Raw genomic sequence first — 21636 nt, forward strand, 5'->3', positions numbered from 1 at the left:
GTTCGGCCAAGCTCGCGCCTTCCCGCCTGGAGACTGCCGTGGACGCCCAACTGTTCCTGCTCTGCGTCCTGACCTTCGTCATCCATCTGATCGGGGCCCTGGCCTATGCCGTGCGCATCGCCGGGGTCCGCACGCGGCGGATCGCCATGTCGTTCGCGCTGTTCAACGTGCTGGTGCTGCTGTCGCGCGCCTCGAACGCCTTCCAGGGGCCGTTCCTGTCCAAGCGGATCGAGAGCGACCTGCTGCATGGGACCGGCCAGAACCTGCTGGCCGACTTCCAATGGCTGATGGCCAGCGCCAGCCTGGCGGCGGTCATCGGCGCGTTGCTGATCCCCACCGCCCAGCGCCTGTTCACGCGCGCCGTCGCCCACTTCCAGGTCCACCGCTCAGTGCCCAAGCTCTTGATGCACGCCTTCGCCAAGGGCGGATTGTCCTATGTCCGCGACGCGGTCGCCCTGCCCGCTCGCGGTCATCTCGAAGGCCTGAAGCAGAAGATCGACGTGCCTGCGCGGGTGATCGTGCTGAACGTCCTGGCCCAGGCGCTCCTGACCGTCGGGGTCTTCGCCTCGCTCTATGCCGGCTATCTGGACCCGCAGTTCCGGGTCACCGCCGTCAGCCTGTCGTCGGTGATCAACGGCGTGGCGACGATCCTGCTGTTCGTGCTGATCGATCCGGCCCTGTCGATCATGACCGACGACGTCATGGACGGCCGCGTCAGCGAGCCGGCCTTCCGCCGCGCCGTGGTCTGGTTCGCCGGCAGCCGCGTGGCCGGCACGGTGCTGGCCCAACTGCTGCTGGTCCCAGCCGCTAGCGCCGTCGTGATGCTGGCGAGACTGATCTAAATCCGGCGAGCCGTGACGATCGGCACCACCGGGTCCAGCATCTGGCCTTCCATGACCGGATTGATCGCCTTGCCCGGCGTCGGCAGGTTCAGGATCGTGCGGACCACGTCCATGCCCTTGATCACCTGGCCGAAGGCCGCGAAGCCGAGATTGTCGCCCTCCGCCGCCGGATTGGCGTCCAGGTACGGGGCCTCGCCCGCGCAGATGAAGAAGTCGCTGTCGCCGCTGCCGGGCTCGCGGCGCGCCAGGGACAGCGTGCCGTCGACATGGCGCAGGCCCGTTTGGGTCGTCGGCTCGTGGGCGACGGGTTTCAGCACCTTCTTCGGATCGCTGGCCAAGCCGCCTTCGATCAGGCCGTAGGTGGTCGAACCGGGCGCCTTGGCCGAGCGCCAGAAGCTGGAACCGTCATAGAGCTTGGCGTCCACATATTGCAGGAAGTTGGCCACGGTCAGCGGGGCCTGCTTGGCCTTCAGGGCGATGACGATCTGGCCCTGGCCGGTGTCCAGGCTGACCAGGATGTCGCCAGCACCCGGCACGATCGGCGTCGGCGCCAGGTTCAGGATTTGGGCGTCGGCCAGGCCCGGCACGGCGGCCAGGCCTCCAAGGGCGGCGAGAACGTCACGGCGCTTCATACTCAGCTCCTCAGCTCAAGCGGCAGCGCCGCACCCACCAGTCCGGCCGCGTCGTCTGCAGACGCTCGGCCAGGGTCTCGGCCTCGATGTCGCCGGCGCAGAGGGCGAAGCACGTCGCCCCCGAGCCGGACATCCGGACCAGCAGACTTTCGGGCTCCTCGCGCAGCACGTCCAGCACCTCGCCGATGCGCGGCTCCAGGGCCACGGCCGGCGCTTCCAGGTCGTTGCGGGTGGCGACGGAGAGCCAGGCGGCGACTTCCTCGACGCTCTCAAGGTCTTCCGGCATGAACGGGCGCTCGGCCCCGTCCGGATGCACGGCCGCGTCATAGGCGCGATAGACCGCCCCGGTCGGCGACGGCACGCCCGGATTGACCAGCACCGCGTGCAGTTCGGGCAAGGCCGGGGCCGGCGACAGGACCTCCCCTCGCCCCTCGGCCATCAAGGCCACAGCCCGCAGGCAGGCGGCGCCATCGGCGCCCAGGCTGGCGGCCAGCGGCTCCAGCGCGTCGTCGGACAGGTCCGGCGCCAAGGCGTCGCGCAGCAGCTTGAAGGCCGCGCCCGCATCGCTGGAGCCGCCACCCAGGCCCGCCGCGATCGGCAGGTGCTTCTCGAGGATCAGCCGGTAGGGCGGGATCGGCCCGCCCAGCCTGGCATGGAAGGCCCGCGCCGCGCGGACCACCAGGTTGTCGCCATCGACCGGGATGTCGCCGCCGAACGGTCCCGAGGTCTCGAAGGCCGGCGCGTCGCTGGGCTGGATCATCACCTGGTCGCCGACATCGGCGAACACCATCAGGCTGGCGATCGGGTGATAGCCCTCCGCATCCGGCCCGCCCACATGCAGGAACAGATTGACCTTGGCCGGGGCGAAGGCGGAAAGCCGCATGGTCTCTCGAACTCAGATGAAAGGGACGAAAGCCCGATAGCTCAGTTGCTGGCCGTCGTCGACGACGTCGCGGCCGCGCCGTTCGCGGCCAGGCCGTTCTTCAGCTTGGTCTCGGAGTCGGCCTTCTGCTTGTCGTCGGGCTCCAGGCTCAGCACGCGCTGCCACTGGAACTGGGCCTCGGTCTTGCGCCCGATCCGCCAGTAGGCGTCGCCCAGGTGGCCGTTGACGTCCGGGTCGCCCGGCTCCATCTCGACGGCCGTTTCCAGCTTCTCGACGGCGTTCTTGTAGTCGCCCAGCCGGTAATAGGCCCAACCGAGACTATCGAGCATGGCGCCAGAGGTCGGCCGCGCGGCGACCGCCTTCTGGACCATGCCCAGGGCCTCGGCCAGGTGCTCGTTGCGGTCGATCCAGCTGTAGCCGAGGAAGTTCAGCAGCTCCGGCTCGTTGGGATTGATCTTCAGCGCCGCCTGCAGGTCGCGCTCGGCCTCGGGCCAGCGTTTGGCCTGCTCCAGGGCCACGGCGCGCAGATAGAGCACGCGCCAGTCGGGATTGGCGCTCTCTCGGGCGACCACCTGGTCCAGCACCGCCACCGACTCGTTCCACTGGCTGCCGGCCCGCAGCAGGTCGGCCAAGGCTAGCTGGGCGTCGCGGTCAGCCGGCGCGGCCGTGGCGGCGGCGCGGGCCACCTCCAGCGCCTTGGCCTTGTCGCCGATGTCGTTCCAGGCCCAGGCGATCTTGCTCTGGGCCGAGGCGTAGTGGGGCGAGCCAGCGGGCACGTGGCCATAGGCCTCGATCGCGCCCTGCGGGTCCTCGCCCTGGTTCAACAGGTCGCCGACCAGCACCCAGGCCTCGTCGCGACCCGGATCCAGGCGCAGGGCCAGGCGCAGATAGGCCAGGGCGAACTGGGCCTGGCGCTCGCCGGCGAAGGTGGCGGCGCAGGCCACCAGCCCCTCGGCCGCGCCCTGGCGGATCGTCGGCATCGGCGGCGGCACGCCCTTGGCGGCGGCGCGGGCGCGGGCGCGCAACAGGCCTGTGTCGTTGGGCGCGCTGCGCAGGGCGGTGTCGTAGAGGGCCACGGCGTCGTCGTGACGCTTGCGACGCTCCAGGAACGCCCCGTAGTCGATGGTGAAGATGCTGGCCGTGGCCGTGTTGCCGGTCAGGGCCTTGTAGTCGGTCTCGGCCTCGTCATAGCGCTTGGCCCGCTCATAGAGCCGCGCCTGGCCCTGCTGGCCGAAATACTGCACCAGCTTGTCGGTGCGCAGCGTCGGCTGGACGATCGCGCCCTCGTTGTCGCCGGCCGCGGCGGCGGTCCACGGGGCCAGCAAGGCGGCGGCCTGCTGGTGCGGGAAGCCCAGCGCATTGGTCTTCAGCAGCGCCTGGGCGTCCTTGCCCTTGTTGGTGGCCAGCGCCTCGACCACGCGGGTCAGCACGCCCATGCGCTGGACGGCCTCGGTGGCGTCCGGACCGGTCGGGGCCGCGGCGGCGGCGCGGGTGATCTCACCGGCCAGCAGCAGGGCCGAGAACGAACGCTCGCCGATCACGCCGGGATCATCGCCCAGCACGGCCGCCGTGCCGAAATAGCTGGCCGCTTCCTTGGACTTGCCGTCGCGCAGGGCCGCCTGCCCCGCCAGGAACTGGCCGTATGAGCTGCGGGTGTCGAACAGCGGCGAGCCCGCCACGGGGCCGCGCAGAGTGACCGTGCTGGGCCCTTGGGCGCAGGCCGCCAGGACCGAAACCGAAACGCAGGCGAGGAGGACTTTGAAACGCGTCATCCCGCCACCCTCGGCGGTTTCGAGGTCGCTCGCAAGAAAAAGCCTCCCGATCGGGGACCGGGAGGCTGTTCCATTTACATGTTCGGATAGTTCGGTCCGCCGCCGCCTTCGGGCGTGGTCCAGACAATGTTCTGCGACGGGTCCTTGATGTCGCAGGTTTTGCAGTGGACGCAGTTCTGGGCGTTGATCTGGAAGCGCGGGTCCTGACCTTGCTCGTTGTAGAGCACCTCGTAGACGCCGGCCGGGCAGTAGAGACGCGCCGGCTCGCCGTACTTGGGCAGGTTGACCGAGATCGGGACCGACGGGTCCTTCAGCTTCAGGTGCGCCGGCTGGTCTTCCTCGTGGTTGGTGGCCGACAGGAACACCGAGCTCAGCTTGTCGAAGCTGATCACGCCGTCGGGCTTGGGATAGACGATCGGCTTGTAGTCCTTGGCCAGGCCCGTCGAGGCCGCGTCGGTCTTCTCGTGCTGCATGGTGCCGAAGAACGAGAAGCCGCCGAACAGGTGCGTGCACCACATGTCGAACATGCTGACCGCGCCGCCGAGAGCCGTGCCGAACTTGCCCAGCATCGGCTTGGCGTTGCGGACGACCTTCAGCTCCTTGGCCACCCACGACTTGTCGTAGGCGGTCTGGTAGCCGGTCAGCTCGTCGCTGGCGCGGCCCGTCTGCACGGCCTCATAGGCGGCCTCGGCGGCCAGCATGCCGGTCTTGACGGCGTTGTGGCTGCCCTTGATGCGCGGCACGTTGACGAAGCCGGCCGAGCAGCCGATCAGCGCGCCGCCCGGGAAGGTCAGCTTCGGCACCGACTGGTAGCCGCCCTCGGTGATGGCCCGCGCGCCATAGGCGATGCGCTTGCCGCCTTCCAGATAGGGTTTGATCCCCGGATGCTGCTTGAAGCGCTGGAACTCGTCGAACGGCGAGATCCACGGGTTCTTGTAGTTCAGGTGCACGACGTAGCCGATGGCCACGTAGTTGTCCCCGAAGTGGTACATGAAGCTGCCGCCGCCGGTCTGGTTGTCCAGCGGCCAGCCGGTGGTGTGCTCGGCGAGACCCGGCTGGTGCTTCTCGGGCGGGACCTGCCACAGCTCCTTGATGCCCAGACCGAACTTCTGCGGCGACTTGCCGGCCGACAGGTCGAACTTGTCGATCAGCTGCTTGGCCAGCGAGCCGCGCACGCCCTCGGCGATGAAGACGTACTTGCCGTGCAGCTCCATGCCCGGCTGGAAGTCCGGCTTGTGGTGGCCGTCCTTGGCGATGCCGACGACGCCGACGACGACGCCTTTGACCGAACCGTCTTCGTTCCACACCAGGTCCGAAGCCGCGAAGCCCGGATAGATCTCGACGCCCAGCTCCTCGGCCTTGCCGGCCAGCCAGCGGGTCAGGTTGCCCAGCGAGGCGATGTAGCAGCCGTGGTTGTGCATGAACGGCGGCATGGCGAACATCGGCAGGCTGAGCTCGCCTTGCGGGCCCAGCAGCTTGAAGCGGTCCTTGGTGACCGGCGTCTCCAGCGGCGCGCCCAGTTCCTTCCAGTTCGGGAACAGCTCGGCCAGACCCTTGGGATCGATCACCGCGCCCGACAGGATGTGGGCCCCGACTTCGGAGCCCTTTTCCAGCAAGGCCACCGAAATCTCGGTCCCGGCCTTGGCGGCCAGTTGCTTCAGGCGGATCGCGGCGGAGAGCCCGGCGGGACCGCCGCCGACGATGACGACGTCGTACTCCATCGACTCGCGTTCGAGGTCTTCGCTCATAAGGTCTCCCGATCGGGCTCGGCCGCCCGTCTTATGACTGTTTGAATCAGAGCTTATCCAAACGTGACGTAGTGGCGGTCAAGCGCCTAGCGTCTCTTTTTTGCTGCATCGCAGCGTGGAGACTGGCGAAGTTCCGCGCTAAGACGGTCTCATGAGCCTCGCCGTCGATCAACGCGCCGTCGAAAGCCTGCTGGCCTTCTGGGCCGATGCGGGCGTCGACGCCTCGTACGCCGACGCGCCGATCGACCGCCTGGCCGAGGGCGCGGCGATGCTGCGGGCCAAGAGCCAGCCGCCGCCTCCGCCCGTCCCGATCGCCCGCCCGATGCTGGCGCGCGGTCCCGACGTCGGCTCGGCCGTCGCCATGGCCAAGGCCGCCGCGGGCGCCTGCAACGACCTCGAAAGCCTGGCCGCCGCCATCGCCGCCTTCGACGGCTGCCCGCTGAAGACCCAGGGCGCCAAGCAGGCCGTGTTCTCGCGCGGGACCGGCGATGCGCCGCTGATGATCATCGGCGAAGGCCCCGGGGCCGACGAGGACGCGCAAGGCCAGCCGTTCGTCGGCCGGGCCGGCAAGCTGCTGGACCGCATGCTGAAGGCCGCCGGCCTGGAAGGCCGCGTCTTCATCACCAACACCGTGTTCTGGCGTCCGCCGGGCAACCGCACGCCCACGCCCCAGGAGCAGGCGACCTGCGCGCCGTTCGTCGAACGCGCCATCGCGCTGGTGCAGCCGAAGATGCTGCTGCTGGCCGGGGGCGCTTCGGCGAAAGCGATGCTGAAGCGCGAGGAAGGCATCCTTTCGATGCGCGGACGCTGGTTCGAATGGCTGTCCGACGACAAGTCCATCGAGCTGCCGGCCATGCCGACCCTGCACCCGGCCTTCCTGCTGCGCACGCCCGCCCAGAAGAAGAAGGCCTGGCAGGACCTTCTGACGCTGACCGAACGGCTTGATCGTCCGGACCGTCCGCACTAGAATCCTCGGAACTATGGGAATGGGGGACGCGCGCCTGCGGGGGAGCGCGGATCACTTTTGCAGCTTTGGGCTCGCCCTCTGGCCGTTCTGTCGGCCCTTTTCGTGTGCGCGACGTCGCCTATGGCGCACGCCGGCGCCCTTGATCCCCTGACTCCGGAAGACGTCCGCGCCTATCGCGCCGCCTTCGCCGCCACCGACCGAGGCGATTTCGACGCCGCCGCAGCGGCCTTCGCCAACGCCCATGACCGCAGCCTGGCCGGCCGCCTGGCCTTCGCCAAGGTCATGCACCCGACCCGCTTCTCGGCCAGCTACGACGACCTGAACCGCTGGCTGCGCACCTATTCGGACGAGGCCGGCGCCGATCGCGTCTACGCCCTGGCCGTCAAGCGCAAGCCGGCCGGCAAGCGCGTCGCCGCGCCGCTGGCGCCCGAACTGTTCATCGGCGACGACAGCGCCCCGCCGCCCGCCGACAAGGGCCGCGCCGCCCGCGAGGCCTATTATTCCGGCGACGTGCAGAAGGCCTTGACCCTGGCCGTGGCCGGCGGCGAGACCTGGATCGCCGGGCTCTCGGCCTATCGCCTGGGCGACACCCGCACCGCCCAGACCTATTTCGAGCAGGTCGCCCACGACGAACACGAGGACGAGTGGCTGCGCGCCGCCGGGGCCTTCTGGGCCGCCCGCGTGGCCAGCCAGGCCGGCCACGAGCGCGACGCCCAGGCCCTGCTGGGCGAGGCCGCCCGCTCGCCCCACACCTTCTACGGCATGATCGCCGTGCGGCAGCTGGCCATGACCGGCGTGAGCGCGCCGGAAGAGAGCTACGACCCGATCGCCAGCCTGCTGACCCGCGCCAGCTATGCCGGCCCCGACACCGCCTCGCTGGACCGGCTGGTCACGACCGATCCCCGCGCCCGCCGCGCCTCGGCCCTGGCCCAGGTCGGCCGCTGGCGCGAGGCGGGCATGGAGCTGCGCGCCGGCCTGTCGCTGGCCGACACCCCGGAACTGCGCGACGACTGGACGGCTCTCGCCCTGGCGCTCAACGCCAACGCCCCGCTGAACGCCGGCCGCCCGGTGCGCCGGGTCGGCGGCGAGGACTATCCCCTGCCCCCGCTGGACCCGGTCGGCGGCTTCACCATCGACAAGGCCATGGTCTATGCCCTGGTCCGCCAGGAAAGCCGCTTCGACCCGATGGCCCTCTCCGCCGCCGGGGCCATGGGCCTGATGCAGGTGCGCCCCGCCTCGGCCGCCGACGTCGTGGGCGACGACAAGCTGCTGGCCGACAACAGTCCGCTGTTCGATCCGGCCTACAACCTGCGGGCCGGCCAGGACTATTTCACCTGGCTGATGGACCGCGGCGTCAAGAGCCCCGACCTGCTGCGCGCCGTGGCCGCCTATAACGGCGGGCCGGCCACCCTGAACCGCACGGCGGCCCAACTGGGCGCCGACTGCGACACCCTGCTGCTGATCGAGAGCCTGCCGTACAAGGAGACGCGCAACTACGTCGAGAAGGTCATGGCCAGCTACTGGACCTATCGCCGGCTGATGGGCGCGGAGAACAAGACCCTGGACGCCGTGGCCTCGGGGGCCCGGACGGTGGACTTCCGGCTGGACCCGCAGGTGGCGGCGCCGACCAGCATCGACCAGCTGATGGTGCAGTTGACGTCGGCGCAGCCCTAACCATCCCTACCCCCGCTCATCCCCGCGAAAGCGGGGACCCATGCGGGCTCTCGGCCTAGCGGGAAGATTTCGGATCCACCCCGATTTCAGCTTGGGTCCCCGCTTTCGCGGGGATGAGCGGATGGGGTTGGGCTCAGTAGTCGAGCCGCTTGGCCTTCAGGGCCTTGGCCAGCGCCTTCTCGTCACCACCGCCCGCGGGCCAATCCAGCCGCCGCACCAGCACCCCGTGCAGACGCGGCGAGAGCTTGCTGAGCATGCCACCCGGGACCGTCAGCACGGCCGGAGCCCCTGCCCCGCCCGCCAAGTGTTTCTCGATCGGCTCACGCCAGCCTTCGCGCAGGGCCGGGGCCGATCGCAGGGTCAATATCCAGTCGCCCCGCGCCGCAGCCGCGCCGGCCGCCAGGCGGTCGCCGGCGGTGGTCACCAGCCGGGCGCCGCTGTCCTCGACCAACGCCTCGACGCCGTGCTCGCCATTCGCGACCAGCACCACCTCCTTGACCAGCCCGTCCACGGCGGCGGGCACCAGTATGGACATCTGGGCGGCCAGGCCGGTCAGGTCTTCGGAGGCGACGAGGACGACGGAGATCATGGCTTTGCTTGGCCAGCGGGGACGATGCGGTCAAGGCCTTGCGTGGTCCTCGTCCTTCGACAGGCTCAGGATGAGGACCACGCAAGGCCTCGCAGTCGAAACCTCATCCTGAGCTTGTCGAAGGACGAGGTTTCGGGCGCTAGCCGAACAGATCCATCTGCACGCTCGGCTTCCTCGGTGCCACGAACTGGCTCGCGTCCAACGCCGTCCACGGCTGGTCCAGCCCGAACTTCTTCACCGCCAGGTGGAAGCGCTGGCGAAGCACCTCGGCCACCGGGCCGTCGCCGAGCATGCGCTCACCCCAGTTGGAGTTGTTGACCTCGCCCTTGCGGATCTGCCGCACCAGCGACATCACCTTCTTGGCCCGGTCCGGATGGTCGGTCTCCAGCCATTCCTGGAAGAGCTGGGCGATCTCGCGCGGCAGACGCAGGGCGACATAGCCCGCGCCCTGCGCGCCGGCCTTGGATGCCGCCTCCAGCACCGTCTCGACCTCATGGTCGTTGAGGCCCGGAATGGCCGGGGCGAACATCACCGTCACCGGAATCCCCGCCTCGGTCAGTCGCCGCACCGCCTCGATCCGCTTGCCGGGCGTGGCCGCGCGCGGCTCCATGCTGCGGGCCAAGCCGCGGTCCATCGTCGTGATCGAGATCGCCACCCGCGTCAGCTTGCGCTGGGCCATCCGGCTCAGTACGTCGATATCCCGCAGGATCAGCGCCGACTTGGTGATGATCGTGAACGGGTGGCTGGCGCGGTCCAGCACCTCGATGATCTGTCGCGTCACCCGCAGCTGCTTCTCATCCGGCTGATAGGGATCGGTGTCGCCGCCGATATGGATCGTGGCGGGCTTGTACGAGGCCTTGGACAGCTCCTTCTCCAGCAGCTCGCCCGCATGCGGCTTGAAGAAGATCTTGCTCTCGAAATCCAGACCCGGCGACAGGCCCAGATAGGCGTGGTTGGGCCGCGCATAGCAGTAGATGCAGCCGTGGCTGCACCCCCGGTAAGGGTTGATCGAGCGATCGAAGCCGATATCCGGGCTCTGGTTGCGGGCGATGATCGTCCGCGACTTCATCGGCTGCAGCTCGGTCTTCAGCTGGCCCGGCTCTTCCTCCTCGCCCCAGCCGTCGTCGAACGCTTCGCTGGTCCGGGACTCGAAGCGTCCGGTCCGGTTGGATTTCGCGCCCCGCCCGCGCGGTGCGGGCGCCAGTTTCGCTGCCTCGGCCATGGCGCGACCATGCGCCGACACCAAGAACATAACAAGAACAATTTCGCCACACTCAAGCTGCGCCAATCGGCCGCAGCTCAATTCGGGTGCGGCTCAACTTTTGGAAAGCAGCCTGGGCGATGCTGGACATCAGGCGGCGCAAAGGTTTGCACGGCCAAGCTTGGAAGTTGGAATGTCCGAACACGACCGCCTCGCGGCCCTCGTTTCGTATCGGGTGCTGGATACCGCGCCCGAGCCCGTGTTCGACGACATCACCCGTCTGGCCGCCCAGCTGTTCGACACGCCGATCGCCGTGGTTTCGCTGGTCGACCACGAGCGCCAATGGTTCAAGTCCAGGCAAGGCCTTGGCGCATGCGAGACCCCACGCGACCAAGCCTTCTGCGCCCACGCGATCAAGCTGCCGCCGCACGAGGTCATGGTGGTCGAGAACGCCACGCTCGACCCGCGCTTCGTCGACAACCCTCTGGTCACCGGCGACCCAAACATCCGCTTCTATGCCGGCGCGGTGCTGACCACTGCCGAGGGCTACAATCTCGGCACGCTGTGCGTGATCGACAGCAAGCCACGCCCTGCGCTCAGCGACCTCCAAAAGGCGCAGCTGCGCGTGCTGGCCTCGGCGGTCCTGGCCCAGTTCGAAAAGGCCCGCGCCGAACGCCGCCTGCAGGAGGAAAGCCGCCTGCTGCAGATGACCGAGGTCATCTCCGGCGTCGGCCATTGGCGCGCCGACCTGCGGACCGGGACCATCCAGTGGTCGCAGGAGGTCTACAAGATCTACGGCCTGTCGCCGGACACTTTCACGCCGACCTCGGACAACTGGCTGGAGCTCTATCCGCTCGAGGACCGTGACGGCGCCCGCCAGGCCTTCGCCCGCGCCATGAAGGGCGGCGGCCTGGTCGAGCACCAGATCCGCCTGCTGCGCGCCGACGGCCAGGTCCGCCACGGCCTGTCCCGCGCCACCTGCGAATATGACGACGCCGGCAAGGTCGTGGCCATCTTCGGCGTGCTGGAGGACGTCACCACCCGCAACGCCGCCTTCGAGGCCGTGCGCCGCAGCGAGGAGCAGCTGCGCGCCAGCGAAGCCCAGGCTCGCAAGGTGGTGGCCAACGCCTACCAGGCCATCGTCACCATCGACGAGACCGGCCACGTCACCGATTGGAACCGCTTCGCCGAACAGACCTTCGGCTGGACGGCCGAGGAGACGGTCGGCAAGCGCCTCAGCGACTTCATCATCCCCGAAGAACACCGCGCCGCCCACAACAAGGGTTTGGCGCGCTTCCTGCGCACCGGCGAGAGCGCGGTCATCGACCAGCGCATCGAAGTGCCGGCTCAGCGCAAGTCGGGCGAGGTGTTCCCGATCGAGCTGGCGATCAGCGGCGCGGCCGGCCCGGACGGCTGGAGCTTCACGGCCCTGATGCACGACATCTCGGCGCGCAAGGCGCAGCTGGAGATTTTCGAGACCGCGTTCGACTACGCCTCGGTCGGCATGGCCCTGGTGACGCTGGAAGGCGGCTTCCACAAGATCAACGACGCTTTCTGCGGCATCGTCGGCTACACGCCCGACGAACTGCTGGCGACCGACTTCCAGACCATCACCCACCCGGACGACCTGGAGAAGGACCTGGCGCTGCTGCAGCAGCTGCTGGCCGGCGAGATCCCCAGCTACGGCATGGACAAGCGCTACCTGCACAAGGACGGCCGGCTGGTCTGGGTCCACCTGTCGGTGTCGCTGGTGCGCGCGCCCGACGGCGCGCCCCGGCACTTCATCGCCCAGGTCCAGGACCAGACCGCCCGCGTCGAGGCCCAGGACGCCCTGGAGCGCCAGACCCTGAGCCTGGCCGCCATGGCCGAGCAACTGGCCGTCGCCAAGGACGTGGCCGAGGACGCCGCCCGCGCCAAGAGCGAATTCCTGGCCACCATGAGCCACGAGCTGCGCACGCCGCTCAACAGCGTCATCGGCTTCTCGCGCCTGCTGACCGACAGCACCGACCTGACGCCGGGCGACCGCCGTCACGCCGAGCGGGTGCGCTCGGCCGGCGAAGGCCTGAACGTGCTGATCAACGACATCCTCGACTATTCCAAGCTGGACGCCGGCGCGGTCAGCCTGGAGAGCAAGCCGTTCAGCCTGGACGACCTCGTGGCCGACACCCTGGCCATGGTCGAGCCGCAGGCCGCCCAGCACGGCGTGGCCCTGCGCCGCTCGGGCCGCACCGCCGGCTGGGTCGAGGGCGACGCCTTCCGCCTGCGCCAGGTGCTGCTGAACCTGCTGTCCAACGCCGTGAAGTTCACCAAGGACGCCGCCGTCACCGTCGACATCACGGCGCTGGACGCGCCCATCGGCCGCCGCCGCGTGCGGGTGTCGGTGATCGACGAAGGCGTCGGCATCGCGCCCGACGCCCTGGGCCGCCTGTTCCACCGCTTCGCCCAGGCCGACGACAGCATCAGTCGCAAGTTCGGCGGCACGGGCCTGGGCCTGGCCATCTCGCGCGAGCTGGTCGAGCTGATGGGCGGCATGATCGGCGTCGAGAGCGTGCTGGGCCAAGGCTCTACCTTCTGGTTCGAGATCGACCTGGCGGTCGCCGCCCCAGTCGCCACGGTCGGCGGCGCCAAGACCCTGCGCCGCTTCGAGGGCCGGGTGCTGCTGGTCGACGACACCGAGCTGAACCGCGAGCTGTTCAAGGCCCTGCTGGGCCGGCGCGGCTGCGTCGTCGAACTGGCGGGCAACGGCGTCGAGGCCATCGAAGCGCTGGAGCGCGCCACCTACGACCTCGTCCTGATGGACGTGCACATGCCCATCATGGACGGTCGCGCCGCCACGCGTGAGATCCGTCGCCGGGGATTGACGCAGGCCCCGATCATCGCCCTGACCGCCGGCGGCTCGCCCGACCAGATCGCCGCGTGCAAGGCCGCCGGCATGGTCGGCCACCTGCTGAAGCCGCTGTCCGAGCAAGACCTGGAAGCGGCCCTGATCGAGTATCTGGGCGGCCAGGCCCAGGCCGCCGCCCCGCCCATGGCCTCCGACGAGCTGAAGGACGAGCGCGAGGCGCGCGACGCCCTGGAAGCCCTGATGGGCTCGGAAGCCAGCCTTAAGATGGCCCGCCTGCTGCGCACCCAGCTGGCCGGCGCCCTCAAGGAAGAGCGCGCCCCGCGCGTGGCCGAGGAGGCCCACACCATGGCCGGCTCGGCCGGCCTGCTGGGCTTCAACCGCCTGTCGGCCACCGCGCGCGTGCTGGAAGACTGCTGTCGGGCTGGCGAGGACAGCAAGGCCGCCTTCGCCGCCGCCCGCGCCCAGTGCGACGCCGCCGAGCGCGTGCTGGCCGCCTGGATCGCCCGGCTGGAGCAGCAGGTCGAACGCGAGGCGGCCGCCTGATGCCCAACCGCATTCTCATCGTCGACGACGACCCGACCGTCCGCCAGTTCGTCGATCTGATCCTGACCCAGCACGGCTACAACATCTCGTCGGCCGCCACGCCGGACACGGCCATGCAGATCCTGGGGCGCGAGAGCTTTGGCCTGGTGCTGCTGGACATCCGCATGCCCGGCATGTCGGGCCTCGACATCCTGCGGCTGATGCGTTCGCGCGCGCACGGCCCGAAGATCCTGATGATGACCTCGCAACGCGATCCGGGGACGATCATGCAGGCCATCGAGCAGGGCGCGGCCGGTTATCTGGTCAAGCCGTTCAAGCCGCTGGACCTGCTGAAACGGGTGGACGCCATCATGCGCCCCTCGCCCGCCAAGCCTTCGAACCTGGCGCCGAGCCAGCCCGACGACGCCTTCATCCTCGACTAGCGAGCGCGCCAAAAACACCCGCCATGCGACAGTAGGCCGCTGTCGATCCTAGCGCGGCGATAACCTCGTTCGCGCAGCATGGGTCCATGACCGCGCTCGCTTGTCTCAAGATCATGGTCGGCGACACCCTGATGTTCGCCGACGCCGACACGATGGCCGGCCTCGTGGCCAAGGTCGCGGGCGCCTACCTGGAAACCACCTGGCTGTGGCCGCGCCGCTATGGCCTGGTCGCGCCCTTCTCGTTCGTGCTGGCCGATCCGCGCGCCACCCTGCTGGACGCCCGCGAACTGCAGGCCCTGGCCCGCGCCCTGCAGACCAAGCTGTTCGGCCAGACCAGTGACGGCGAGGTGTCGCTGCTGATGCTTGAGGGCGACAAGGCCGAGGTGATGCGCTTCGCCGGCATGCCGGCCCACCAGATGAAGGCCCTGCTCGAAGCCGACGACCTGGGCGAAGCGATCGGACGCGTTTGCCGCATCACCCCCGACGGCGTGGTCTCGCTGGCCCCGCCCGGCGGCCCGGTCACCGGCGAGCCACCTCTGGAAGCCTTGCAGGACATCCCGCCCGAGCCGCCCAAGGCGCGGATCGCCTATCGCGGCGTCTATCACTCACCCCGAGAGCTCTTCGTGGGCAATGTCGCCCTGTGGCGCGACGACGCCATGCCCCGCACGCTCGACTTCGACGCGCCGGCGCCCGCCGCGCACGGACGCGAGGCCGATCACGACATCCCGATCCTGCAGAGCGCCAAGGACATCCTGGGTCAGCAGGACTCCGGCGTGCTGTTCTTCCCGATCTGTTTTTCGACGCTGATCAAGCCCAGCGCCCGCGATGCGTTGCTGCCGCACTTGCGGGCCCTGCCCCGCGCCGCTCGGCAAAGGCTGGCGGCGGCGATCTACGACACGCCGCGCGCGCCATCGTTCTCGGCCATGCAGGCGATCCAGGCCTATCTGTCGCCGCACTTCTCGCGCCTGGACCTGCGGGTCGCCGATCCGGCCTTCCAGGTCGAGGACCTGCCGGTCGACTTCGCCAATTCGGTGACCCTGATCCTGCCCGAGGGGAGCGAGAGCCTGCGCCTGTCGGCGGCATCCCGCTTCCTGCGCGACGCGCCGCTCTATGCTCGCAAGCACATCTGGCAGGGAGTCACCGAACTGCGCACCCGCCGCGAACTGAACGCCTGCATCGAGCACCGGGCACCCTTCCTAAGCGGCTCGGCGATCACCGACCTGCTGGAGGCCCCGACCCCGACCACGCCGTGCCCCGCGCTGCATCTGCCGCTCCACGACTGGTCGCACATCGACTCCGGCGAGGTGTGCGTGGCCTGAAGGCCCTCCATGGACTGACGACGAAGACGCCGCCAAGCCCATGGCTAAGCTTACTTTTCGGCCTCGGCCTTCATGCTGGCCAGGCCCTTCTCGAAGTCCTTGCCGACCATGGCGTCCATGTCGAGGAACAGGCCCATGACCTTGGCCATGAACGGGCTCGCGCCCTCCATCGACCAGGTCACCAGGGTGGCGTCGCCCTGCGGCTCGAAGGTGAAGCGACCCACATTGTCGGCCTTGAACGGCTTGATGAAGTGCAGGTCGAACATGACCTCGCGGCCCGGCTCCACCTTCTTGATCTCCATGTTTCCCGAGCCGACCTTGTCGTTGCCGACCCAGGCATAGGTCGCGCCGACGCCCTTTTCCGGACCGCCATAGGTGCGGGTCAGATTGGGGTCGATCTTCTCCCAGGGCGACCACAGGCCCCACTGGTGGAAGTCCTCGACCATGGCCGACAGCGCCTCGGGCCTGGCCTTGATGGTCGCGGTGCGCGTGACGGTGAACTTGTCCGGCCGCGCGGCGGCCAGACCCAGCAGCGCGATCACCGCGATGGCGACCAGCCCCAGAACGATCTTCAGAACCAGCATATGCCCCTCTCCTCTACCCCGCCTCGGCCGCCACGCGGTCCAGGTATTGGCGGATATTGGCGGCCTCGGCCGCGGTGTTGGCCAGCGAAATCGCCCGATCGAAGGCTTCCCGCGCCTCGGCCTTGCGCCCGACCTGCAACAGGAAGGCGCCGCGCGCGCCGTGATAATGGAAATAGGCGTCCAGCCGCGCGGCCAAGGGCTCGATCATCGCCAGCCCCGCCTCGGGTCCGCGCACCTTGGCCGTGGCCACCGCGCGGTTCAGCGTGATCACCGGCGAGGGCTGCATGATCTCCAAGGTCGCGTAGAGCGCGTCGATGCCAGCCCAGTCGGTGTCCGCGGGGTTGGCGGCGCGGGCATGCAGAGCGGCGATGGCGGCCTGGACCTGGTACGGCCCCGGATCGCGCTTCAGCATCGCCTTGTCGATCAGCGCCAGCCCCTCCCCGATCAGCTTGCGATTCCAGAGGCTTCGGTCCTGATCCTCCAGCAGGATCGCAGCCCCGTCGGCGGCGAAGCGCGCGTCCGAGCGGGCGTGCTGAAGCAGCAGCAGCGCGGTCAGCCCCATCATCTCCGGCTCGGCCGGGAACAGGCGCAGCAGCAGGCGCGCCAGGCGGATGGCCTCGTCGCACAGCCCGCCCTTGGCCTCGACCGCCTGACCGCTGGCCGAATAGCCCTCGTTGAAGACGAGGTAGAGCATCGCCGCCACGGCCGCGAAACGCTCGGCGCGCTCGACTGGCCCCGGCGCCTCGAACGGCGCGTCGCCGGCGCCGATGCGGGCCTTGGCGCGGGTGATCCGCTGCTCCATCGCCGCCTCGGTGACGACGAAGGCGCGGGCGATCTCGCGCACCGACAGACCAGAGACGATGCGCAGCGCCAGAGCGATCTGCTGGGTGGCCGGGAGGTCGGGATGGCAGCAGATGAACAGCAGCCGCAGCACGTCGTCGCGATAGTGCGAACCGTCCAGCCGCTCGGCAGCTTCGGCCTCGGCGTCTTCCAGGTCGGAGAGCAATTCCTCAGGCGGCAGAGCCACTTGGCGGCCGGTCTTGCGGACGGCGTCGATGGCGGCGTTGCGGCCGACCATGATCAGCCAGGCGGTCGGATCGCGGGGCGGACCGTTCTTGGGCCAGGCCTTCAGGGCGCGCAGGCAGGCGTCCTGGAAGGCCTCCTCGGCCGCGTCCATGTCCCGGAAGTAGCGCAGCAGCGCCGCGATGGCCTGAGGCCGCGCGGCGCCGATCGCCCCTTCGATCCAACCGAGGTCGGTCACGTCGCGGCGAACTCCGGGTTCGGGGCCGGGTTGAACAGCGCGATCGGGCGGATCTCGTACGAGCCGCCGGGATTGGCCTTGCCCAGGTCCTTGGCGATGTCGAGCGCGCCGTCCAGGCTGTCGCAGTCGACGACGTAGAAGCCCAGAAGCTGCTCCTTGGTCTCGGCGAACGGACCGTCCAGCACCAGCGGCGGTTCGCGGTCCTTGCGCAAGGTGGTGGCGGCCGTGGTCGGCATCAGGCGGGCGACGGGGCCCAGGCGGCCTTCGCGCGCCAGCTTCTCCTGGACCGCGCCCAGCTTCTGCATGACCTCGTCATCGTGCTCCTTGGACCAGGCGCACGTCACGTCTTCCTGATTGTAGCAGAGTATGGCGTAGAGCATGGGCGGTCCTCGCGTGTTGTCCCTAGGACGGCGGACTATGCCGGCTTCCGACACGCCGCCGAGAATTATTTAGAGGCGCCGCAGCCGGCGGCGGACAGGCTCGTCGTAGAGCTTCAGCATCGCCCAGGCGAACGCCAGGATCACCGGGATGGCCACCGCCGCGAAGGCCAGTGGATAGCCATGCCCGCCCAGCGCCCGGAACAGCCGCAGCATCAGCTCCCAGCCCAGCCAGTGCAGGGCGTAGAGCGGGTACGAGATCGCGCCGGACACCCGCGCGAGCTTCCCCTGAAGCCCCTCCGGATCACGCCGCCCGGCCAGCACCATCAGCGGGAACACCAGGCTCATGCAGACATAGTCGTAGACCCAGTTCAGCGGCGTCCACGGGAAGCAAAGGATCGCGGCCAGGATCAGGGCCAGCAGCCAGGCGGGCGCGGTGAAGGTCGTGAACGACTGCACCCGGTAACAGCCCCAGCCCAGCAGGAACGAGAACACCGTCCGCAGAAAGCTGATGAAGAAGGTCGCCCGATCCCAGCCGGTCAACACCCCGCCCATGCCGTGGGCGATATAGGCCATGACCGGGATCAGCAGCACGATCATCAGCACGTGGCCCATGAGACCCAGCCGCCGGATCGGGAACCACAGCGCCCCGACCACCAGCTCGAAGAACAGCGACCAGGCCGGCGGATTCAAAGGGAAAATCGGCGCGAACCCAGGCTCCTCGGCCCACAGGCGCGGGACCATCAACAAGCCTAGGACCAGCCACTCGGGCACCCGCTCGCGGTGCTGGATGATGACCGTGGCGCCAGCCAGCATGGTCACAGCGATCAGCGGCCAGAGCCGGATCAAGCGCTGGCGGATGAAGCCCCACCAGCCGATCTCGCGCCGGCCATAGGCATGGGCCAGCACGAAGCCGGACAGGCAGAAGAAGAAGTCGACCGCCAGGTAGCCGTGGCTGACCAGCCAGGGCCGGCCGGTCCAGCCGCCGATGTGGTAGAGCATGACGCCCACGGCCGCGACGCCGCGCAGGCCGTCCAGCGCCTCGTATCGTCGTCCCGACTCGTAAGCCCGCAACCTGTCGCCCCCGTCCCCGGTCCTTTGTTAGCTGACGGGTTTCTCCAGCAGCAAGGCCTTGGTCAGGAAGGCGCGGTCCTCGCCGACCACCTTCAGGCCCGCATCGGCGAACAGAGCGACCAGATCGGTGTCAGCGTAGCTGCCGTAATAGGGCTCGTGGAAATAGACCGGGAAGGCTTCCAGCAGCCGCGCCAAGTCCGGCGTGTCGCTGGGCCGCACGGAGTCGACGAAGACCAGCACGCCGCCGGGTTTGAGCACCCGCGCCAGGCTGGCCGCCACGACGGGCCGCACGCGCGGCGGCAGCTCATGGAAGAGGTAGACGCAACTGACCGCGTCCAAAGAGGAATCCGCGAACGGCAGAGCTTCTGCATTAGCCTGGACGCCGCCCACGCCGGTGCGCTTCCTGGCCTGCGCCAGATAGGCTTCCGACAGGTCGAGGCCCGCGATCGCCGCGCGCGGGAACGCCGCCTTCAGGTCCTTGAGGAAAGCGCCCGAACCGCAGGCCGCATCAAGGATTTTGGCGTCACGGTGATCGCGGCCGCGCCAGTGCCTGGCCAGCAGCGACAGGCCTCGCCTACGCATCGCCCCGGCCGTGCCGGAGAACAGCGCCTCGACCTGGGCGTCGTAGCGGCGGGCGCTCTCGGGCGTGAACCAGCCGCCCGACTGGAAGTGGAAGTTCTGGCGATAGTAGCTTGGATAAGCTTGACTATTGGCCGCATCACGCACCTCGACGCCATCGCCGCGCCGGCGGCGCTGATCGACCTCGAAGGCGTCGGCGATGAAGTCGGCGGCCTCGCGCAGGGCGGCCGAGGGCCGGACCGGACCGTCCTCGACGGCGGGATAGAGGCCGGCGGCGACGTCGCGGGCGTCCTTCTCGAACGCCTCCAGATAGGCGCGGCGCAGACTGCCCTTGGCGGGCGCGGCGGCGGTCGGCTTGAAGCTCTTCGCCTGTTCGCCCTTCGTAGGTCGGGTCATGGAGCGGGCCAGCGAGCCGGTCGCCGTCCACCAGGCGGCCTTGACCATCGCCCTGGCGCGCTGGCCTACCGCATCAGCGGTGAAAGCGGCCCTGCTGCGTCGCTCGTCCATCCAGACCTCAGCGCGTGAAGACTCCGACCAGTTCAATATGGGGCGACCAGACGAACTGGTCCACCGGCAGCACCTTCTCCAGGCGGAAACCGGCATCGACGAGGGCGCGCGCGTCCTTGGCGAAGGTGCCCGGATTGCACGAGACGCTGACCACCTTGGCGACCTTGGACTTGGCGATCTCGACCGTCTGCTCGGCCGCCCCGGCGCGCGGCGGGTCGATGACCACGACGTCGGTCTTGGCCAGTTCGGTGCTCAGCATCGGGCGTTTGACCAGGTCGCGAGCCTCGGCGGTGATCGGCTTCAGGCCCGGCGCGGCGCCGATGGCGGACTTCAGGGCGGCGATGGCCGGCGCGCTCATCTCGGCGGCGTAGACCGCGCCGATCTCGGCCAGGCGGAAGGTGAAGGTGCCGACGCCGCAATAGAGGTCGGCGATGCGGGCCGCGCCCTGGCTCTCGGCGACGGCGAACGCGACCATGGCCCGCTCGGCGGCCGGCACGGCCTGCAGGAAGCTCCCCGGCGGCAGGGCGACCACGGCCGGACCCAGCTTCACCATCGGCTGGCGCGCGCCATAGACGGTCTCGCCGGCCAGGGTCACGCGGGCGAAGTCGCCCTCGCTGGCGGCCATGGCGGCGCGCATGCGGGCGTCGGCCGAGAGACCGCCGCTCTTGCGTTCGACGCCGGTGACGTCGATGTCCAGGCCCGTGGCCGTCAGGGTGACGTGCAGGGTCGGCGCCGACTTCGGATGCTCCAGGAACGGCTCGGCCAGCTTCGCCAGGGCCGGGAACGCCGCGACCAGGCGCGGATCGGTGACCGGGCACTCGTCGATCGACACCAGGCTCCACGAGCGACGCTCCTTGAAGCCCAGCAACGCGCCCTGCCCCTTGCTGCCTCTACGAGCGTGCAAAGCCACCCGGCGACGCGAGGCCGCCGGCGCGGCGAAGGTCGGCAGGATCTCGGTCTCCAGGCCTTCCATCGAGAGCTGGACGCGGATCTGCTCGGCCTTCCAGCCGAGATAGGGCGCGGCCGCCCAGTGCTGGAGCGAACAGCCGCCGCAGTGGCCGAAGTGCTTGCAGGCCGGCGCGACGCGGTCGGCGCTGGCGGTCAAGATCTCGACCACCTCGCCGCGCGCGCCTTCCATCTGCGCCCGCACGGTTTCACCTGGCAGGGTCAGGGGCACGAAGGCCGGCTTGCCATCGTCGAGGCGGGCGAGTCCGTCGCCTTGCGCGCCGATGGCGCTGATCGTCATGTCTTGCATTTGCCGTCCATACCCCAATTTTAGGGCTTGAGCGCGGACTTCGAACGTTTTTCCGTAGCGGTGAACGAAGCTGAATAGTCCGGTCAGCGACCGTTCATGTTGGTGATGCCACACATGACGTCATCGGATGGGCCAGGGCGGCCGGCGAAGAACCGGAAGCCCTCAAAAAGACAAGCTCTCTCATGCATATGACCGCCTCCACGAGCAGGATTTCCAAGATGAAGACCGTTCTGGGCGTCACCGCCGCCCTCGTCTGTGGCGTGCTGACGCCGACCCTGGCCTCGGCCCAGGCCTATGGCTCGACGCCCTATGGCGGCGGCGCTTACGGCGGCGCTTATGGCAACCAGGGCTACTATTACGACCAGTGCCAGCGCTCGACGACCAACCGCACCACGGGCGGCGCGCTCACGGGCGGCGCCATCGGCATGGCCCTGGGCAGCGGCATCGCCGCCCGCGGCCACCGCACCGACGGCTCGGTCGTCGGCGGCCTGCTGGGCGCCGTGGTCGGCGGCATGGCCGGCAAGTCCTCGGCCGCCTGCACCCCGGGCAGCAACATCGCCCC

Annotated in this window: 18 protein-coding genes and 2 pseudogenes; 8 read left to right on the forward strand and 12 right to left on the reverse strand. The window is 69.3% G+C overall.

Going from position 1 to position 21636, the window contains the following annotated elements; translation table 11 throughout:
* Positions 1-38: 38 nt before the first annotated feature.
* Positions 39-842 carry a lipid II flippase Amj family protein gene (locus AC07YH_RS16735; protein ID WP_494748085.1) on the forward strand — a complete coding sequence of 268 codons (804 nt, stop codon included), beginning with the start codon at positions 39-41 and terminating at the stop codon, positions 840-842.
* Here AC07YH_RS16735 and AC07YH_RS16740 read toward each other — a convergent pair.
* From AC07YH_RS16740 to AC07YH_RS16755, 4 genes are all read right to left on the reverse strand, one after another.
* Positions 839-1474 (reverse strand): peptidylprolyl isomerase, encoded by a 636-nt coding sequence (locus AC07YH_RS16740; protein WP_494748086.1) that lies wholly within the window; start codon positions 1472-1474, stop codon positions 839-841. The two genes, AC07YH_RS16735 and AC07YH_RS16740, sit on opposite strands and share 4 nt — an antisense overlap.
* A gap of 10 nt (positions 1475-1484) precedes the next feature.
* Positions 1485-2357 carry a 4-(cytidine 5'-diphospho)-2-C-methyl-D-erythritol kinase gene (locus AC07YH_RS16745; RefSeq protein WP_494748087.1) on the reverse strand — a complete coding sequence of 291 codons (873 nt, stop codon included), beginning with the start codon at positions 2355-2357 and terminating at the stop codon, positions 1485-1487.
* A gap of 41 nt (positions 2358-2398) precedes the next feature.
* Entirely contained in the window at positions 2399-4129 is a 1731-nt protein-coding gene (locus tag AC07YH_RS16750) for a tetratricopeptide repeat protein (RefSeq protein WP_494748088.1), read from the reverse strand.
* Between the two features lie 74 nt (positions 4130-4203).
* On the reverse strand, positions 4204-5877 hold the full coding sequence (locus AC07YH_RS16755) for an electron transfer flavoprotein-ubiquinone oxidoreductase (protein ID WP_494748089.1): 1674 nt from the start codon (positions 5875-5877) through the stop codon (positions 4204-4206).
* A 151-nt stretch (positions 5878-6028) separates the two neighbouring features.
* Between AC07YH_RS16755 and AC07YH_RS16760 the strand changes: the two genes are divergently transcribed.
* Both AC07YH_RS16760 and AC07YH_RS16765 read left to right on the forward strand, forming a co-directional pair.
* Positions 6029-6844, forward strand: coding sequence for a uracil-DNA glycosylase (locus AC07YH_RS16760; protein WP_494748090.1), 816 nt, complete (start codon positions 6029-6031; stop codon positions 6842-6844).
* Positions 6845-6964: 120 nt separating this feature from the next.
* Positions 6965-8518 carry a lytic transglycosylase domain-containing protein gene (locus AC07YH_RS16765; RefSeq protein ID WP_494748091.1) on the forward strand — a complete coding sequence of 518 codons (1554 nt, stop codon included), beginning with the start codon at positions 6965-6967 and terminating at the stop codon, positions 8516-8518.
* 133 nt (positions 8519-8651) lie between these two features.
* Here AC07YH_RS16765 and AC07YH_RS16770 read toward each other — a convergent pair whose 3' ends face one another.
* Positions 8652-9107: a cell wall biosynthesis glycosyltransferase gene (locus AC07YH_RS16770; protein ID WP_494748092.1), complete on the reverse strand. Its 456-nt coding sequence runs from the start codon at positions 9105-9107 to the stop codon at positions 8652-8654.
* Between the two features lie 24 nt (positions 9108-9131).
* Here AC07YH_RS16770 and AC07YH_RS16775 point away from each other — a divergent pair.
* A pseudogene (locus AC07YH_RS16775) lies at positions 9132-9238 on the forward strand (hypothetical protein); the annotation flags it as partial.
* A gap of 8 nt (positions 9239-9246) precedes the next feature.
* On the opposite strand, the gene AC07YH_RS16780 reads toward AC07YH_RS16775, so the two are convergent.
* Complete coding sequence (locus AC07YH_RS16780; protein ID WP_494748093.1) at positions 9247-10329, reverse strand: PA0069 family radical SAM protein; 1083 nt, start codon at positions 10327-10329, stop codon at positions 9247-9249.
* A gap of 172 nt (positions 10330-10501) precedes the next feature.
* Between AC07YH_RS16780 and AC07YH_RS16785 the strand changes: the two genes are divergently transcribed.
* The 3 genes from AC07YH_RS16785 to AC07YH_RS16795 all read left to right on the forward strand — a co-directional run bounded on the left by AC07YH_RS16785 (position 10502) and on the right by AC07YH_RS16795 (position 15437).
* Positions 10502-13696, forward strand: coding sequence for a PAS domain S-box protein (locus tag AC07YH_RS16785; RefSeq protein ID WP_494748094.1), 3195 nt, complete (start codon positions 10502-10504; stop codon positions 13694-13696).
* Positions 13696-14118: a response regulator gene (locus AC07YH_RS16790; RefSeq protein WP_494748095.1), complete on the forward strand. Its 423-nt coding sequence runs from the start codon at positions 13696-13698 to the stop codon at positions 14116-14118. The genes AC07YH_RS16785 and AC07YH_RS16790 overlap by 1 nt, the downstream gene beginning before the upstream one ends.
* Before the next feature lie 86 nt (positions 14119-14204).
* Complete coding sequence (locus AC07YH_RS16795) at positions 14205-15437, forward strand: hypothetical protein (protein ID WP_494748096.1); 1233 nt, start codon at positions 14205-14207, stop codon at positions 15435-15437.
* 50 nt (positions 15438-15487) lie between these two features.
* On the opposite strand, the gene AC07YH_RS16800 is transcribed toward AC07YH_RS16795, so the two are convergent.
* The 6 genes from AC07YH_RS16800 to AC07YH_RS16825 form a co-directional block, all read right to left on the reverse strand.
* Entirely contained in the window at positions 15488-16021 is a 534-nt protein-coding gene (locus AC07YH_RS16800) for an SRPBCC family protein (RefSeq protein WP_494748097.1), read from the reverse strand.
* A gap of 13 nt (positions 16022-16034) precedes the next feature.
* Positions 16035-17282 (reverse strand): RNA polymerase sigma factor, encoded by a 1248-nt coding sequence (locus AC07YH_RS16805; RefSeq protein ID WP_494748098.1) that lies wholly within the window; start codon positions 17280-17282, stop codon positions 16035-16037.
* Positions 17279-17662: a YciI family protein gene (locus AC07YH_RS16810; RefSeq protein WP_494748099.1), complete on the reverse strand. Its 384-nt coding sequence runs from the start codon at positions 17660-17662 to the stop codon at positions 17279-17281. Before AC07YH_RS16810 ends, AC07YH_RS16805 begins: the two co-directional genes overlap by 4 nt.
* A 69-nt stretch (positions 17663-17731) precedes the next feature.
* A complete protein-coding gene (locus AC07YH_RS16815; protein ID WP_494748100.1) occupies positions 17732-18733 on the reverse strand; it encodes an acyltransferase family protein in 1002 nt (333 codons plus the stop codon).
* Between the two features lie 27 nt (positions 18734-18760).
* Positions 18761-19819, reverse strand: coding sequence for a class I SAM-dependent methyltransferase (locus AC07YH_RS16820; protein WP_494748101.1), 1059 nt, complete (start codon positions 19817-19819; stop codon positions 18761-18763).
* Positions 19820-19826: 7 nt separating this feature from the next.
* Complete coding sequence (locus AC07YH_RS16825) at positions 19827-21074, reverse strand: class I SAM-dependent RNA methyltransferase (protein WP_494748102.1); 1248 nt, start codon at positions 21072-21074, stop codon at positions 19827-19829.
* 182 nt (positions 21075-21256) lie between these two features.
* Here AC07YH_RS16825 and AC07YH_RS16830 point away from each other — a divergent pair.
* A pseudogene (locus tag AC07YH_RS16830) lies at positions 21257-21636 on the forward strand (hypothetical protein); the annotation flags it as partial.

The organism is Caulobacter sp. GW456-12-1-14-TSB4, assembly GCF_059424195.1.